Consider the following 16,060-nt stretch of genomic DNA (forward strand, 5'->3'; position numbering starts at 1 on the left):
TTGAAGCCGTTACGAAAACAACGGATATACACACCGTCAAAAGCAGAGAAAACCCCCATGCTCCAGTTGATCCTCGGCGGCGCCCGCTCCGGCAAAAGCCGCCTGGCTGAAAAACTCGCCACCGACAGCGGCCTAAACGTCACCTACATAGCCACCAGCCAACCCCTGGACGGCGAAATGAACGAACGCGTGGCCATCCACCGCCAACGCCGCCCAGCCGAATGGGCCCTGATCGAAGAACCCCTGGAACTCGCCCGCACCCTGCGCGAAAACGCCGCCGCCGACCGCTGCCTGCTGGTCGACTGCCTCACGCTGTGGCTCACCAACCTCCTCATGCTCGAAACCCCCGACCGTCTAAAGGAAGAGCGCGAAGCCCTGCTACAAACCCTGGCCTCTCTGCCAGGAGAAATCATTTTTGTCAGCAACGAGACCGGACTGGGTGTCGTCCCGCTGGGCGAATTGACTCGCCGCTATGTCGATGAAGCCGGTTGGCTGCATCAAGCCTTGGCCGAACGTTGTCAGCGCGTCGTCCTGACCGTCGCCGGCCTGCCCCTGACTTTAAAAGGTACTGCGTTATGACCAACACCTGGTGGCTCAACCCCTGCAAAGCAATCGACACCCAGGCCCACGAACACGCCCTGGCCCGTCAACAGCAACTGACCAAACCCGCCGGCTCCCTCGGCCAATTGGAAGCTGTGGCCGTGCAATTGGCCGGCCTCCAGGGCCAGGTCAAACCCAGCGTCGACCACCTGTGGATCGCCATCTTCGCCGGCGACCACGGCGTCGTCGCCGAAGGGGTCTCCGCCTTCCCCCAGGAAGTCACCGGCCAGATGCTCCACAACTTCGTCACAGGCGGCGCCGCCATCAGCGTGCTCGCCCGCCAACTCGACGCGAAACTGGAAGTGGTCGACCTCGGCACCATCACTCCCACACTGAGCCTGCCCGGCGTACGTCACCTCAACATCGGCCCCGGCACCGCCAACTTCGTCAAAGGCCCGGCAATGACCGAAGCCCAAGGCCAACTGGCCTTGCAAGCCGGCCGCGACAGCGTGCATCGCGCCATCGCAAGCGGCGCGCAGCTGTTTATCGGCGGCGAAATGGGCATCGGCAACACCACCGCCGCCAGCGCCCTGGCTTGCGGGTTGCTGGACTGCCAGGTCAGCGACCTGACCGGCCCCGGCACCGGCCTGGACGCCCAGGGCGTCAGCCACAAAGTCGCCGTCATCGAACGCGCCCTGGCACTGCACGCCGGCGACCGTAACGACGCACTGAAAACCCTGTTCAACCTCGGCGGCTTCGAAATTGCCGCGCTGGTCGGCGCCTACCTGGCCTGCGCCCAAGAGGGCGTGGTAGTACTGGTCGACGGCTTTATTTGCACCGTCGCGGCGCTGGTCGCCACTCGCCTTAATCCCGCTTGCCGCGAATGGCTGCTGTTCGGCCACCGCGGTGCCGAGCCCGGCCATCGTCATGTGCTGCAAAGCCTCAACGCCGAACCACTGTTGGAGCTCGGCCTGCGCTTGGGTGAAGGCAGCGGCGCAGCACTGGCCGTGCCTCTGTTGCGGCTGGCCTGCGCACTGCACGGGCAAATGGCGACCTTCGCCGAAGCAGCCGTGGCGGACCGTCCGGCATGACCTTGCACCTGGACCTGTTGCGCCACGGCGAGACCGAACTGGACGGCGGCTTGCGCGGCAGCCTGGACGATGCGCTCACCGCCAGGGGCTGGGAGCAGATGCGCGCGGCGGTGGTAGAGCAGGGCCCGTGGGACCGTCTGGTCAGCTCGCCGCTGCAGCGTTGCGCGCGGTTTGCCGATGAGTTGGGTGCGCGCCTTAACCTGCGGGTCACCCTGGAAAAAGATCTACAGGAGCTGCACTTCGGCGCATGGGAAGGGCAGAGCGCCGCAGCCTTGATGGAAACCGATGCCGACGCGTTGGGGCTGTTCTGGGCTGACCCGTACAGTTTCACACCACCTCAGGGCGAGCCGGTTTCGCAGTTCGCCGCACGCGTACTGGGCGCTGTCACCCGTTTGCATCAAGCTTATGACGGCCAGCGAGTGCTGTTGATCAGCCATGGCGGCGTCATGCGCCTGCTGCTCGCCCAGGCGCGCGGTTGGCCTCGTGAGCAACTGTTGAATGTGGAAGTCGGCCATGGTGGCCTGTTCAGCCTGCAGGTCGAGGCTGATGGCGTATTCAAGGAAGGAATCTGAGCATGCTGGCGTTCTGGATCGCCTTGCAGTTTCTCAGCAGCCTGCCGATTCGCTTGCCCGGCATGCCGCAGCCGCAGGAGCTGGGACGGTCGTTGCTGTTTTATCCCGTGGTGGGGCTGCTGTTCGGGCTGTTGCTGTGGGTTTTGAACGCCGTGTTGATGGGCGCACCGTTGCTGCTGCATGCCGCGTTGCTGTTGACTGCATGGGTGTTGCTCAGTGGCGGCCTGCACCTGGACGGCCTGGCCGACAGCGCCGACGCTTGGCTGGGTGGCTTCGGCGACCGCGAGCGCACCCTGACCATCATGAAAGACCCGCGCAGCGGGCCGATCGCGGTGGTCACCCTCGGCCTGGTGTTGCTGCTCAAGTTCACTGCGCTGGTGGCGTTGATCGAACAGCACAACGGCGCCGCGCTGATCCTGGCCCCGTTGATCGGCCGCGCTTCGATGCTGGCACTGTTTCTCACTACGCGGTATGTACGCGCCGGCGGGTTGGGGCAGGCGTTGGCGGATCATCTACCACGGATCGTCGGCCAACAGGTGCTGATCCTCAGTGGTCTGGCGTGTATCTTGATTGGTGGTTTCAGCGGCGGCATCGCCGTGTTGCTGGCGGCCCTGTGCTTTATCGGGTTGCGCCAATTGATGGTCAATCGCCTCGGTGGCACCACCGGCGACACCGCCGGCGCGCTGCTGGAGCTTTTGGAAGTTGCGGTGCTCATCGGCCTGGCGCTGTAACAGTTTCTTGCATTTCACTAATCCCGGGTATATACACGCTCCATGCTCGATTCCCAATGTTTATGCACAAACCTGCGTCGCGCCGCTCGTGGCGTCAGCAGGCATTACGACGGCGCTCTCGACGGCTTCGGGATCAACGTTGCCCAGTATTCTTTGCTGTGTAATCTGCAGCGCCTCGATCAACCGAGCATTTCCAGCCTGGCCGACGCCATGGGCCTGGACCGCAGCACGCTGGGGCGCAACCTGCGGGTGCTGGAGGGCGAAGGCCTGGTGCAACTGGTCGAGGGTGATGACTTGCGCAACCGCCTGGTGTTGCTGACCGAGGCGGGCAACGAACGGCTCGTGGCGGCATTGCCGGCCTGGGAAGCGGCGCAGCAGAAATTGATTGATAAGTTGGGCGCCGAAAAGCGCGAAACCCTGTTGGCCTTGCTGGATGAACTCGCTTGAGGCGAGTTTGTTCGATGACAAGCGGGTATATACCCGCGACCGGAGAATAAGAAATGACCTCGATGTGGCGCACCAGCGGTTGGATCCTTGTGGGGAGTGCGCTGATCCTCGCGTTGTCCCTGGGCGTGCGGCATGGTTTTGGCCTGTTCCTGGCGCCCATGAGTGCCGAGTTCGGCTGGGGCCGTGAAACCTTTGCCTTTGCCATTGCCCTGCAAAACCTGATCTGGGGCCTGGCGCAGCCATTTACCGGGGCTCTGGCAGACCGTTTCGGTGCGACTAAAGCGGTACTGGTCGGTGGGGTGCTGTACGCCGCCGGCTTGGTGTTGATGGGCATGTCCGACTCCGCGTGGTCGTTGTCGCTGAGTGCGGGCTTGTTGATCGGGATTGGCTTGTCCGGCACCTCGTTCTCGGTGATTCTCGGGGTGGTTGGGCGCGCCGTGCCGCCGGAAAAGCGCAGCATGGCCATGGGTGTCGCCAGCGCCGCCGGCTCTTTCGGCCAGTTCGCCATGGTTCCGGGTACCCTGGGCCTGATCAGTTGGCTGGGCTGGTCGGCTGCACTGTTGGCGTTGGGCTTGATGGTGGCGCTGATTTTGCCCCTGGTCGCCATGCTCAAGGATCGGCCGTTGCCGGCAATGGTCGGCCAACAGACCTTGCGTGAAGCGCTGAGGGAAGCCTGTTCTCACTCCGGCTTCTGGCTGCTGGCATTCGGCTTTTTTGTCTGCGGTTTCCAGGTCGTGTTTATTGGCGTGCACTTACCGTCGTACCTGGTCGACCAGCACTTGCCAGCGTCAGTGGGCACTACGGTGCTGGCATTGATCGGCCTGTTCAATATCTTTGGCACGTATACCGCCGGATGGCTCGGCGGGCGCATGTCCAAGCCGCGCTTGTTGACCGGTTTGTACCTGTTGCGAGCAGTGGTGATCGTGATTTTCCTGTGGGCGCCGGTGACGCAAACCAGTGCCTACCTGTTCGGCATGGCGATGGGCTTTTTATGGCTGTCGACCGTGCCATTGACCAATGGCACGGTGGCCACCTTGTTTGGTGTCAGAAACCTTTCCATGCTTGGTGGGATTGTGTTCCTGTTCCATCAACTGGGTTCGTTCCTTGGCGGCTGGCTGGGCGGGGTGGTCTATGATCGAACCGGTAACTATGACTTGATCTGGCAGGTGGCAATCGTCCTGAGCCTGGTGGCAGCGGCCTTGAACTGGCCGGTGCGCGAGCGCCCGGTGGCACGTTTGCAGGCGCAAATGGGGGTGGCATGAATTCGACCTGGCATTGGCTCGGCGCCGCAGGGGCTGCAATCTTGCTGCTCCTGGCGTGGTGGGGCTGGCAACAAGGTGGCCTGGCATTGATGCAGTTGGGCATGGCGATCTGTTAAGTTCTGTGTCTGAGACTTCTCAAGGACACATGACATGCAGATGCGCTGGCTTGCAGTACCCGCCCTGATGCTGGCTTTTGGCGGTGTCGCCATGGCTGCCGATTGCCCGCCGTTGCTTGAGGGCCAACTGCCCAAGCTGCGCGCCAAAGAGTCCATCGACCTGTGCCAGCGCTTTGCCGGCAAGCCGCTGCTGATCGTCAATACCGCCAGCTTCTGCGGGTTCGCGCCCCAGTTCAAAGGGCTTGAAGCCTTGTACCAGCGCTACAAGGGCCAGGGCCTGGAAGTGATTGGCGTGCCGTCCGATGACTTCAAGCAGGAAGCCAAGACCGGCGAGGAAACCGCCAAGGTGTGCTACGTCAATTACGGCGTGACCTTCACCATGACCGAGCCACAGAAGGTCAAGGGCCCGGACGCCGTGCATCTGTTCAAGGTCCTGGCGCAGCAGAGCAGTGCGCCGAAGTGGAACTTCTACAAATACGTGGTAGACCGCCAGGGCAAGGTGATCGCCAATTTCTCCAGCCTGACCAAGCCGGACAATCCGGATCTGATCAAGGCCGTGGAGCAGGCGCTGGCGTCAAAATCCTGATCGCCGCCCACTGAAAAGCCCCGCCTCCTTTGCAGGAGAGCGGGGCTTTTTTAGTTTCAGCTGGCGAGCCGGTCAGGCCCGCAGTGAATCAGAACTTGTAGGTTGCACCGAGCCCATAACCCCAAGCGCTGTTTTTGTACTCGGCGTTGTAGGCGTTGCCTTTGCCGGTACGGTTGACGTTGACTTCTTCTTCCCAGAGGTAAGAAATAGCTGCGTCGATGGTGATGTCGTCGGTGGCAGCGAAGCCGGCACCAAAGCTGACGGCCTTACGGTCGCCAGTCGGGATACGCACCGAACGGTCAGTGTTGTTGGTTGGCGACTGGTCAACCGAGAAGCCGGTACGCAGAACCCACTGTTTGTTGACCTGGAACGAAGCGCCAATGGCCGAAGCCCAAGTGTCGTGCCAGTCCTGTGGTTCGTTGATGGTACCGATCGGGCCCGCTGCACCACCGAGCGCAGGCGAAACACCCTGGTTGTTCACGGTGATTTCTTTCAGGCGGCTCCAACGGGTCCAGGTAGTCCCCGCGTACAGAGTCCACTGGTCATCTAGCTTGTGGGTGACCGACAGGTCGTAGGATTCTGGCGTGGTGATATCCAGCGATGCATCAAAACGTGCGCCGTTGAACGGGCCGAAGCCACGGCCGGAAATGTCAGTGTGGCCCGTGAGGTTATAGGACACCTTGGAGGTGTAGGTCAGGCCGATGTTGGTGCTTGCGGTTGGCGTCACCAGGATGCCGATCTTGTAGCCCCATGCGGTGTCATCACCCTTGATGTCCACCAGGCCGTCATTACGCCCGAAGGTGGCCGCCAAAGGGGTGGACGAGGTGAGGTTGCCGCTGATCTTGTTGAACGTCGGGCCAATACCTACAGACACGTATTCGTTGAACGCGTAGCTGACAGTCGGCTGGATAGTGACGACTTTTACGTCACTCTTCTTGCCGTAGTAGCGGCCGCCGAAGCTGTCTTCGTAGTTGGTAATCAGGCCGAACGGCGCATACACGCCCAGGCCGAACGCCAGGTCATCGGTCGCTTTTTTCACGGCAAACAACATCGGGACTTTGGTAAATGGAACCATGTCTCCGTCATTGGTGCTGCCGGGTGGGCCACCGCTGGTATTTTTGATGTCGGTCTTGGCATCGATAGCGGCAACGCCGCCCGTGATTTGATCGCGCTTGAGGCGCGACATGCCGGCAGGGTTGCCAGCAACAGTACTTGCATCATCGGCAGATGAAGAGCGCCCCGCAAAACCGGTACCCATCCCACTGATGCTCTGTTCGTTGAGGGCAAAGCCGCTCGCGAACAGTTGGGTGGAGGCCATTGCAACGGCGAGGCTAAGTGTCGTCTTGAGCATTACTTTTTTCATTATTAGAACTCCGTGGTGATCACCGCTGCGGAAAGTAACAATAAATTTATGTTTGCGCTATAGGCTGAAACATAGGAGATAGAGCGGTTTTGTAGGACAATCCGACCAAAATCAACGTTTTTAGCCGAATCTTGCAAATCGCCCGGTCAACAGGCGACGTGATTCATGGGTGAAACACAGGTTTGCCATGCCTGGGTGAAATCCCGGAGGCGGCCCTGAGGGTGAAATATTTCTTTCCAGATACGCGCCATTGCCAACACATCGTCGGCGGGTGGCAGGGCAGGGCGGTGTTGTTCCACCAGCAGCCAGGCGATGGCGGTGGCGTAACGCAGGTTGACCGTCAACTCCAACTGCGGCCCGCTGAGGAAGGCATGCTGGCTGGCGAGGCCGCGAACCAGGCTGGCGCGCTCAGGGTCGAGCGCCAGGTAGTCATCCCACAAGGCGCGGTGACGCGGTTCGGTAATGCTGTACAGGCCATGGCCGCGGCGGTCGTGCAAGGCTGAACCGAGTGCCGACTGGCTGGCGGCGATGCCCAGCAGCAAGGATTCGGCAGTCGGGTTATGGCGGCCCAGGTATAGCAGCGTGGGCCGGATCACATAACGACACAATTCGCTGGCAGCGATGCCCATAAAAGCCTCAGTCCATGAAATGGGTCGGCGACACCTGAGAGGGCAGCTTGGCAGCAATGAATCGGATCTCAGGCTCGCCGGAAGCGGATCATGCCGCTTGAGTTGAAGTGTAGTGTCATATTTACGACGTAAAGGACTGTTTTTAAAATATTTTTATCATTTAGTTATATCGTTTATATCAAATTAAACTTAGCGCACCCGAATTTCAGGCAATAAAAAACCCCGGGTTTTAACCGAGGTTTTTGTGTTTCAGCGATCCGGGTCGATCAGGCAACCAGTGCCTGGCGAGTACGATCAATCACGGCCTGCAGCGGTTCTGCGCTGGAGTACTGATCGGGGTACAGGCGTTCGCTGTGACGAGCGATGCCGTGTTCGTTGATCAGGGTAAAGCTGAAGCAGCCTTTGCGAGCGGCCATGATCAGGCAGTTCATTGGTGCAAAAGCGTTGGTGAGGGTGCGAATGGCATCCTGAGTGTGGATTTGAGTGGACATATTATTGGTGTTCCTACAAATGACACGGTTAAGAACCGTGCAACGTTAAAACGTTCCAGTGACGTTGATCACCATTGATCAAACGAAGAACCCGACTGGAACAAAGCAGCCAGTTTGAAGCGCTAATAAGTTGGCGCGCTTGGGCTGGCAGGTAGGTACTTAGGAGGGCAGGCAACACAACAGGGGCAAAGGTTCTGGGCCCGGGGTGAAGATCCTGATCAATTTGCAGGTTGGTTCGGTCAGAGTATGGAAACTTCGCGACACCCTTTGCATTGTTCAAAGGCAGTGTCGTCGCAAGTGATACCTGGAAACCATCGAGGTGGTCGATCCCTTTTTGTCGGCAGTGCCGTGAGGGAGTTGTTCGACCAGAATTGACTTTCAGCTTGGTACTAACGCCGCGGATAGTAACGGATTGAAACGTGGAAAGAAAGTGTGCTAGGCAAAAAACTTTTAAAGCGACGGCCCGGCGGTAACATTGCCGAGGCGCCGATCTGCCAAAACGCGCTGTCGATATAACCGCGCGCCTGGCAGTTGTGCACATTGGTTGCGCCCTGTGTAACCGTCCTGACATAAGCCCGACAGCGCTCCCGGGTGCCTGTAACTAAAATTTAAGTCAATGAAAAATCGAGCTTTTTTTTATTGGTGAAAAAATCGTCAGTTTGACTCCGGCCCCCGTTCCATGGGCCTTTGCGCGAGTTACAGAACGGTTGTCCACTGAGTTATCCACAGCTTCTGTGGATTGTCCCAAGCGCTTGCTCTAGAACGGGCGTGCCGGGTTTTTTCAGCTTTACCTGTACGAAAAAAGAGTAGAGTGGCGCGCCTTCCGTTCTGTCCCACAGTGCTTTATGAAGTTTCGCTCAGTATCACCTTCTGTTACCGACAGCCCTCAGGTTGTTACCGCACCCAAGCGTTTTTCCCTGAAAGTTGCCTTGTGGTTGCTCGACAGCCCGCGCCTGGGCCACAGCCCCAACGTCAAGCATTTTGCCGGGCATTTGCTCAAGCAGCCGGCTCGCGCTGGCGTGGTAGTGGCACAAAGCCGCCTTGGCCAGTTGATGTGCCGTGAGTGCGGTAACGCCCGGGACCGCCGCATCGGCCACGACCTGCTGCGCCAGGCTGCCCGCGCCGGCGACCGTGTCGCCCAACGTGAACTGGGCCAGATCGAAGACTGAGCTGTCCTCAATGCGCAGGCTTGGTTAACCTCCTTCTTTTCGGGTGACGGCAGGAATCGCTATGGCTTTTGACTGGACCAGTGTTGCGCTGGGTCTCGCCGGTGCTGGGTTGCCGCTGTTGGGCCTGTGCTGGCAGATCCAGCGCAAACTGACCGCGCGAACCACCGGTTGGGAATTGCTCGAAGAGCGCCTGGCCACCGCGCAACTGGCCCAGGAAGGGCTTGCGGCGCAACTGGACGCGAGCCGCGACGAAATCAGCGACCTCAGCCAGGCCAACGCCGCCAAGCAGGCCGACCTGGCTGCTGTGCGCCGCGAAGTCGAACTGCTGCAGATCGACCGCGACAACGCCCGCGACGCCGCCCACGCCTGGAACCTCGACCGCAGCGCCAAGGAAACCGAACTGCGCCGCCTGGATGCCATGTCTGCGTCGCTGCGCGCCGAACTGCGCGAGCAACAGGAAAGCCATCAGCAACGCCTCAGCGACCTGCAGGGCTCGCGCGACGAGCTGCGCGCGCAGTTCGCAGAACTGGCCGGGAAAATCTTCGACGAGCGTGAACAGCGCTTCGCCGAAACCAGCCAGCAACGGCTCGGCCAATTACTCGACCCGCTCAAGGAGCGCATTCAGTCGTTCGAAAAGCGCGTCGAGGAAAGCTATCAGAGCGAAGCCCGCGAGCGGTTTTCCCTGGCCAAGGAACTGGAGCGCCTGCAACAGCTGAACCTGCGCCTGTCCGATGAGGCCACCAACCTGACCCGCGCACTCAAGGGCCAGAAAACCCAGGGCAACTGGGGCGAATTGATTCTGGAGCGGGTGCTCGAACACGCCGGTCTGGAGAAGGGGCGCGAGTACCAGACCCAGGTCAACCTCAAAGGCCCGGACGGTGAACGCTTCCAGCCCGACGTGTTGATCATGCTGCCGGGTGACAAGCAGGTGGTGGTGGACTCCAAGGTCAGCCTGACCGCCTATCAGCAGTACGTCGCCGAAGACGACCAGGCGATCGGCCAGGCGGCCTTGAAGGCGCACGTGCTGTCCTTGCGTAACCACGTCAAAGGCCTGGCCGGCAAGGACTATAAACGTCTGGAAGGCCTGCACAGCCTGGATTTTGTATTGCTGTTCGTGCCCATCGAAGCTGCGTTTTCGGCGGCGCTGCAAGCCGAGCCGAACCTGTTCCAGGAAGCCTTCGACCGCAATATCGTGATCGTCAGCCCGACCACCCTGCTGGCCACCTTGCGGGTGATCGACAGCCTGTGGAAGCAGGAGCGGCAAAGCCAGAACGCCCGGGAAATCGCCGAGCGTGCCGGTTGGCTGTACGACAAGTTCGTGCTGTTTATCCAGGACCTGGACGAAGTAGGCAACCGCTTGCAGCAACTGGACAAAGCCTACAGCGCGGCGCGCAACAAGCTGACAGATGGACGCGGCAACCTGGTCAGCCGTACCGAGCAACTGAAGCTGCTCGGCGCTCGTGCCAGTAAAAGCCTGCCGCCCGACTTGCTGGAGCGGGCGATGACCGATGAAGACGGTGTGGCGCAGTTGCCAGAATAGTCACCGGTCTCTGTGGGAGCTGGCTTGCCTGCGATGCACACACCTCGGTCCTCCAGATACACCGAGGCGATGCCATCGCAGGCAAGCCAGCTCCCACATGGGCTAAAGCGGCAGGTGTCGGCTCAACAACGCCCGCAACGCCGCCGGCTTCACCGGCTTGGCCAGGTAATCCAACCCCGCCGCATGCACCTGGGCCACCATCTCCGGCCGCCCGTCGGCACTGATCACCACGCCCGGAATCGGCTCTGCCAATTGCGCCCGCAGCCAGCCCATCAGTTCGGTGCCGGTTTCGCCGTGGTCGAGGTGGTAATCCACCAGGGCCAGTTGCGGCCGCACGCCGTCTGCCAGCAGCGCGGCACATTGCGCCTGGTCGCGAGCGGTCCAGACTTCACAGCCCCAGCGCGTCAGCAAACTGCGCATGCCGATCAGGATGCTTTCTTCGTTATCCACACACAGCACCTGCGCGCCGCTCAACGGCTGGCCGCTTTCCAGTAGCGGCTTGGCGGGGGCGTTGACCTGGCTGCGCGCCAACGGCACGCGTACGCTGAATACGCTGCCCTTGCCCGGCCATGAGCGCACGCTCAAGCGGTGCCCGAGCACGCGGCACAGGCCATCGGCAATCGCCAGGCCCAGGCCCAGGCCTTTCTCGGCACGTGTCTGGTGACTGTCCAGGCGTTTGAATTCCTCGAAGATGACTTTTTGCTTGTCCAGCGGAATCCCGGGACCACGGTCCCACACTTCCAGGCACAACTCGCCGCGACGCCGCCGCACACCCAATAGCACCGGCCCATCGGCGTACCGGAACGCGTTGGTCAGGAAATTCTGCAACACCCGCCGCAGCAACTTGATGTCGCTGTCGACCCGCAAACGGCTGCCCCGCAGCCGGAAGCGCAAGCCCTGTTCCTGGGCCAGCGCCTTGAACTCCGCGCCCAACGTATCAAACAGCTCGTTGAGCACAAAGGGCTGGCGCTGCGGATTGATCTTGCCGTTTTCCAGGCGCGAAATATCCAGCAGGTCGCTGATCAGGTCTTCGGCTGAACGCAGCGAACTGTCCAGATGCTGCACCAGTTGCCGGGCATCTGGCGACATGCCGTCGTTCTGGTGGGAGAGGGCGGCGGAGAACAGCCGCGCGGCATTCAGCGGTTGCATCAAGTCGTGGCTGACGGCCGCGAGAAAGCGGGTTTTCGACTGGCTGGCCGTCTCGGCAACGCCTTTGGCATCGGTCAGCGCGACGTTGAGTTGCGACAGTTCATGAGTGCGCTCCGTGACCCGCTGCTCCAGGCCTTCGTTAGCCTCGGTCAGCGCCTGCTCGGCTTCGCGGAACGCGGTAATGTCGGTAAAACTCATGACAAAACCGCCGCCCGGCATCGGGTTGCCGATCAACTCGATCACCCGGCCATTGGGAAACAGCCGCTCGGACGTATGCGCGCGGCCCTGGCGCATCCAGTGCAGGCGACGCGCCACGTGCACCTCGGCCTCGCCGGGGCCGCACAGCCCGCGCTCGGCGTTGTAGCGAATAATGTCGGCAATCGGCCGGCCCACGCTGATCAAGCCTTCGGGGTAATTGAACAGCTCCAGGTACCGCCGGTTCCACGCCACCAGCCGCAAGGACTGGTCCACCACGCTGATGCCCTGGGTGATGTTTTCGATGGCGCCTTGCAGCAATGCCCGGTTGAACTGCAATACTTCCGACGCTTCGTCGGCGATGCGTACTACGTCCTCCAACTGCATTTCCCGGCCTTCAATGGCGGCTTTCACCACCGCCCGGGTCGAAGAAGCACCGAGCACGCCCGCCAGCAGGCGTTCGGTGTGGGCGATCCAATCGTTGTCGGCGTTCTGGTTGGGATTAAAGCCCTTGCCCTGGCGATAGGCGAAGCGCACAAAACTCTGGTGGGCCCGTTCTTCACCGACGAACCGTGCGGCCAGACTGAGCAAATCATTGATCTGCACCGAGAGCATCGAGCGGCCGCTGGCTCGCGGGTTGGTTTCCTGGCCGATAAAACGCCCGGCCTGCCAATGCTCCGACACCCGCGTGCGCGAGAGCATCGAGACCCAGACAAACAACGTGAAGTTACCCGCCAGGGAAAACACCGTGCCCAGTGTCAGCGAAGTCACGGACAAGCCCAATGGGTGCGAATGCAGCCACGTCATGCCTGGGAAAAGGCTGAACGACCAGCCGAGACTTTTCGCCGTGACCGGTAAGACCAAGGTGTAGAACCACAAGAACGTGCCCGCCGCCAACCCGGCAAATACCCCGCGCCGGTTGGCCTGTTTCCAATACAGCGCGCCGAGCATCGCCGGTGCCAGTTGAGTCACGGCGGCGAAGGCAATCTGGCCAATGGTCGCCAGGCTTGCCGAGGAGCCCAGCAGCCGATAACTGACGTAAGCCAGCAGCAAAATGATGACAATGCTTACCCGGCGCACCGACAACATCCAGTGACGGAACACCTCGAATGGCCGTTCGGCGCTGGAGCGGCGCAGCAGCCAGGGCAGCAGCATGTCGTTGGAAACCATGGTCGACAGCGCGATGCTCGCGACGATCACCATGCCCGTGGCCGCCGAGGCGCCGCCGATAAACGCCAGCACCGCGAGGGCCGGATGTGCCTCGGCCAATGGCAGGCTGATCACGTAGGAGTCGGGCAACACCGAGCCCGGCAGCAGCATCTTGCCGCCGAGGGCAATCGGGATCACAAACAGCGCCGCGAGGATCAGGTACGCCGGGAATACCCACTTGGCCAGGCGCAGGTCCTGCGGGTCGATGTTCTCCACTACGGTCACGTGAAACTGGCGGGGCAGGCAGATGATCGCCATCATCGCCACGCCGGTCTGCACCACCATCGAAGGCCAGTTGACGGTTTCTTTCCAGTATTCCTCCAGCCGTGGTGCGAGCATTGCCTGGCTGAATAAATCGTCGAAACCGTCGTACAGGCCGTAGGTCACAAACGCACCGACGGCGAGAAATGCGAACAGCTTGACCAGCGATTCAAAGGCGATCGCCAGCACCATGCCCCGGTGGTGTTCCGTAGCGTCCAGGTTGCGCGTACCAAACACGATGGTGAACAACGCCAGTACCAGCGACACGATCAGCGCTGTGTCCTGGGAGCGGGTGCCGGTGGTATCGGCACTGGCGCCGATCAGCAGGTTCACCCCCAGCACGATGCCCTTTAGCTGCAAGGCTATATAAGGCAGCACGCCCACCAGGCAGATCAGCGCCACTACCACCGCCAGGGATTGGGATTTGCCATACCGGGCGGCAATAAAGTCGGCAATGGACGTGATGTTTTCCTGCTTGCTGATCAGCACCATCTTTTGCAGCACCCACGGCGCCAGCACCAACAGCAGTACCGGGCCCAGGTAGATCGGTAAAAACGCCCACAACTGTTCGGCCGCCTGGCCTACGGCACCAAAGAATGTCCAACTGGTGCAGTACACCGCCAGCGACAGGCTATACACCCAGGCACGCATCCGCGGTGGCAACGGCGCATGGCGGCGGTCACCGTAAAAGGCGATGGCAAACATAATGGCCATATAGGCCAGGGCAACGGCGGCGATCAGCCCGCTGGACAGCGTCATGAGAACTCCAGACATAAGAACGCCCGGGCATTCCCGGCCCGGGCGAACAGTCTCGCATGATGCTTGGCGTTAGTCAGTGTCGACCAAGGTCGGAGCGTGGTGTGATGTCGCAGGGTTCGCTTACGCGCTGAAACCACCGTCGATGGTCAGGCTGGCGCCGGTGATATAGCCGGCTTCCGGGCCCACCAGGTAGGCGACGAAACTGGCGATCTCTTCCACATGGCCATAACGGCCCACGGCCATGAAGCCGATCAGGCTTTCGGCGAAATCACCGTTTGCCGGGTTCATGTCGGTGTCCACCGGGCCTGGCTGCACATTGTTGATGGTGATGCCCCGTGGCCCCAGGTCGCGTGCCAGGCCTTTGGTCAGGCCTACCAGCGCCGATTTGCTCATGGCGTACGGGCCGCCACCGGCAAATGGCATGCGTTCGGCGTTGGTGCTGCCGATGTTGATGATGCGGCCACCTTCGCCCATGTGTCGTGCGGCTTCCTGAGTGGCGACAAACACGCTGCGCACGTTGATCGAGAGGGTGCGGTCGAAATCTTCCAGCTTGAAATCTTCCAGCGGGCCAACGGCAAGTACGCCTGCGTTGTTTACCAGGATATCCAGGCGTCCGAACGCTTTGACAGTGGCGTTGACGGCGCTGCGGATGGCGTCTGCATCGGCGCTGTCGGCAAGAATCGCCAGGGCTTTGCCGCCTTCGCTGATCACGCTGCTCTGCAATTCTTCGGCCTTGGCGGTCGAGCTGACGTAGGTAAAGGCGACGGCTGCGCCTTGGGCGGCCAGGCGCTTGACGATGGCGGCGCCGATACCGCGGGAGCCGCCCTGGATCAAGGCGACTTTGCCGCTGAGGTTTTGTGTGGTCATGTCGTTCTCCAAAAGGTGTGTTGAGGTTGGAATCGAGTATCGACCTCCCTCGGCGCCCCCGGTAGACCGTGATTGCTATAGTCTGTGTAAACCAAAAGTTTAGAATGGGGCGATATGGAAAGCTTTGGCAGTATCGAATGCTTCGTGCGCAGCGCCGAAGGCGGCAGCTTTGCCGAAGCGGCCCGGCACCTGAGCCTGACCCCGGCGGCCGTGGGTAAAAGCGTGGCCAAGCTGGAAGCGCGCCTCGGGGTGCGGCTGTTCCAGCGTAGCACCCGACGCCTGGCCCTGACTGAAGCCGGCAAGCTATTCCTGGAAGAAGTCAGCGCCAGCCTCACCACCATTCAAAACGCCGTGGCGAACCTGGCCAGTGCCGAAGGGCGGCCGGTGGGCACGCTGAAAGTGAGCATGGGCACCGTGTTCGGCAACCGTTATGTGGTGCCGTTGCTTGGGGAGTTTCTAAGGCGTTTTCCCGACATCAATCCCGACTGGCATTTCGATAATCGCCAGGTGGACCTGATCGGCCAAGGCTTCGATGCCGCGATCGGCGGTGGTTTTGAGCTGCCTCAGGGCGTGGTCGCACGCAAGCTTGCACCGGCGCACCGGATCCTGTTGGCCTCACCGGACTACCTCGCCAAACGTAAGCCGGTGTTCGCGCCTGAGGACTTGTCGCTGTGCAACGGCATCCTGATCCGCTCACCGCAAACCGGGCGGGTGCGTTCCTGGCAACTCACCCACCGTAGCCGCGACCAGCGCCCGCTGGTGCTCAAACCGCGCATGACCATGAGCGACTCGGGCGCCGCCTGCTGTGCCAGTGCCCAAGGCCTGGGGATTGCGCTGGTCAGCATGCCGATGGCCGTGCCGTATCTGGACAGCGGCCAACTGGTGAGGGTGCTGCCCGACTGGTACGTCGACGACGGCAACATCTCGCTGTACTACGCCGAACACAAACTGCTGCCCGGCAAGACCCGGGCGTTTGTGGATTTCATCCTTGAGCAGTTTGTGGAGCGCGAACTGGGCCAGCGGTTCAGTGCCATTTGAGTGATGGCGTTACACCGAGGCGTGGCCATCGCGGGCAAGCCCGGC

Annotated in this window: 15 protein-coding genes; 10 read left to right on the forward strand and 5 right to left on the reverse strand. The window is 61.2% G+C overall.

Going from position 1 to position 16,060, the window contains the following annotated elements; translation table 11 throughout:
• The first annotated feature begins 57 nt into the window (after positions 1-57).
• From cobU to RGV33_RS08420, 7 genes are all read left to right on the forward strand, one after another.
• Complete coding sequence (cobU, locus tag RGV33_RS08390; protein ID WP_322143867.1) at positions 58-579, forward strand: bifunctional adenosylcobinamide kinase/adenosylcobinamide-phosphate guanylyltransferase; 522 nt, start codon at positions 58-60, stop codon at positions 577-579.
• Complete coding sequence (gene cobT, locus RGV33_RS08395; protein ID WP_322143868.1) at positions 576-1,631, forward strand: nicotinate-nucleotide--dimethylbenzimidazole phosphoribosyltransferase; 1,056 nt, start codon at positions 576-578, stop codon at positions 1,629-1,631. Before cobU ends, cobT begins: the two co-directional genes overlap by 4 nt.
• Positions 1,628-2,203: an alpha-ribazole phosphatase family protein gene (gene cobC / locus RGV33_RS08400; RefSeq protein WP_322143869.1), complete on the forward strand. Its 576-nt coding sequence runs from the start codon at positions 1,628-1,630 to the stop codon at positions 2,201-2,203. Before cobT ends, cobC begins: the two co-directional genes overlap by 4 nt.
• Before the next feature lie 2 nt (positions 2,204-2,205).
• Positions 2,206-2,934, forward strand: coding sequence for an adenosylcobinamide-GDP ribazoletransferase (locus RGV33_RS08405; RefSeq protein WP_322143870.1), 729 nt, complete (start codon positions 2,206-2,208; stop codon positions 2,932-2,934).
• A gap of 42 nt (positions 2,935-2,976) precedes the next feature.
• On the forward strand, positions 2,977-3,381 hold the full coding sequence (locus RGV33_RS08410) for a MarR family winged helix-turn-helix transcriptional regulator (RefSeq protein WP_322143871.1): 405 nt from the start codon (positions 2,977-2,979) through the stop codon (positions 3,379-3,381).
• Between the two features lie 62 nt (positions 3,382-3,443).
• Positions 3,444-4,643 carry an MFS transporter gene (locus RGV33_RS08415; RefSeq protein WP_322148637.1) on the forward strand — a complete coding sequence of 400 codons (1,200 nt, stop codon included), beginning with the start codon at positions 3,444-3,446 and terminating at the stop codon, positions 4,641-4,643.
• Positions 4,644-4,793: 150 nt separating this feature from the next.
• Positions 4,794-5,345, forward strand: a complete 552-nt coding sequence (locus RGV33_RS08420; RefSeq protein ID WP_322143872.1) for a glutathione peroxidase — start codon at positions 4,794-4,796, stop codon at positions 5,343-5,345.
• 88 nt (positions 5,346-5,433) lie between these two features.
• Here RGV33_RS08420 and RGV33_RS08425 read toward each other — a convergent pair whose 3' ends face one another.
• From RGV33_RS08425 to RGV33_RS08435, 3 genes are all read right to left on the reverse strand, one after another.
• Positions 5,434-6,708 (reverse strand): OmpP1/FadL family transporter, encoded by a 1,275-nt coding sequence (locus tag RGV33_RS08425; RefSeq protein WP_322143873.1) that lies wholly within the window; start codon positions 6,706-6,708, stop codon positions 5,434-5,436.
• A gap of 146 nt (positions 6,709-6,854) precedes the next feature.
• A complete protein-coding gene (locus tag RGV33_RS08430) occupies positions 6,855-7,337 on the reverse strand; it encodes a hypothetical protein (protein ID WP_322143874.1) in 483 nt (160 codons plus the stop codon).
• Positions 7,338-7,603: 266 nt separating this feature from the next.
• The gene (locus tag RGV33_RS08435; RefSeq protein WP_322143875.1) at positions 7,604-7,828 is read right to left on the reverse strand and encodes a hypothetical protein; all 225 of its coding nucleotides are present in this window, start codon (positions 7,826-7,828) and stop codon (positions 7,604-7,606) included.
• An 845-nt stretch (positions 7,829-8,673) separates the two neighbouring features.
• Here RGV33_RS08435 and RGV33_RS08440 point away from each other — a divergent pair.
• Together RGV33_RS08440 and rmuC are read left to right on the forward strand one after the other, a co-directional pair.
• Positions 8,674-8,997 carry a sel1 repeat family protein gene (locus RGV33_RS08440; protein ID WP_322143876.1) on the forward strand — a complete coding sequence of 108 codons (324 nt, stop codon included), beginning with the start codon at positions 8,674-8,676 and terminating at the stop codon, positions 8,995-8,997.
• 175 nt (positions 8,998-9,172) lie between these two features.
• The gene (gene rmuC, locus RGV33_RS08445) at positions 9,173-10,537 is read left to right on the forward strand and encodes a DNA recombination protein RmuC (RefSeq protein ID WP_322148638.1); all 1,365 of its coding nucleotides are present in this window, start codon (positions 9,173-9,175) and stop codon (positions 10,535-10,537) included.
• A gap of 102 nt (positions 10,538-10,639) precedes the next feature.
• On the opposite strand, the gene RGV33_RS08450 is transcribed toward rmuC, so the two are convergent.
• Both RGV33_RS08450 and RGV33_RS08455 read right to left on the reverse strand, forming a co-directional pair.
• Positions 10,640-14,110 carry a NahK/ErcS family hybrid sensor histidine kinase/response regulator gene (locus RGV33_RS08450; RefSeq protein ID WP_322143877.1) on the reverse strand — a complete coding sequence of 1,157 codons (3,471 nt, stop codon included), beginning with the start codon at positions 14,108-14,110 and terminating at the stop codon, positions 10,640-10,642.
• A 120-nt stretch (positions 14,111-14,230) separates the two neighbouring features.
• Positions 14,231-14,977 (reverse strand): 3-oxoacyl-ACP reductase family protein, encoded by a 747-nt coding sequence (locus RGV33_RS08455; protein WP_322143878.1) that lies wholly within the window; start codon positions 14,975-14,977, stop codon positions 14,231-14,233.
• A gap of 114 nt (positions 14,978-15,091) precedes the next feature.
• Between RGV33_RS08455 and RGV33_RS08460 the strand changes: the two genes are divergently transcribed.
• Positions 15,092-16,015 carry a LysR family transcriptional regulator gene (locus RGV33_RS08460; RefSeq protein ID WP_322143879.1) on the forward strand — a complete coding sequence of 308 codons (924 nt, stop codon included), beginning with the start codon at positions 15,092-15,094 and terminating at the stop codon, positions 16,013-16,015.
• Positions 16,016-16,060: the final 45 nt, after the last annotated feature.

Source organism: Pseudomonas sp. Bout1 (genome assembly GCF_034314165.1).
Classification (GTDB): Bacteria; Pseudomonadota; Gammaproteobacteria; order Pseudomonadales; family Pseudomonadaceae; genus Aquipseudomonas.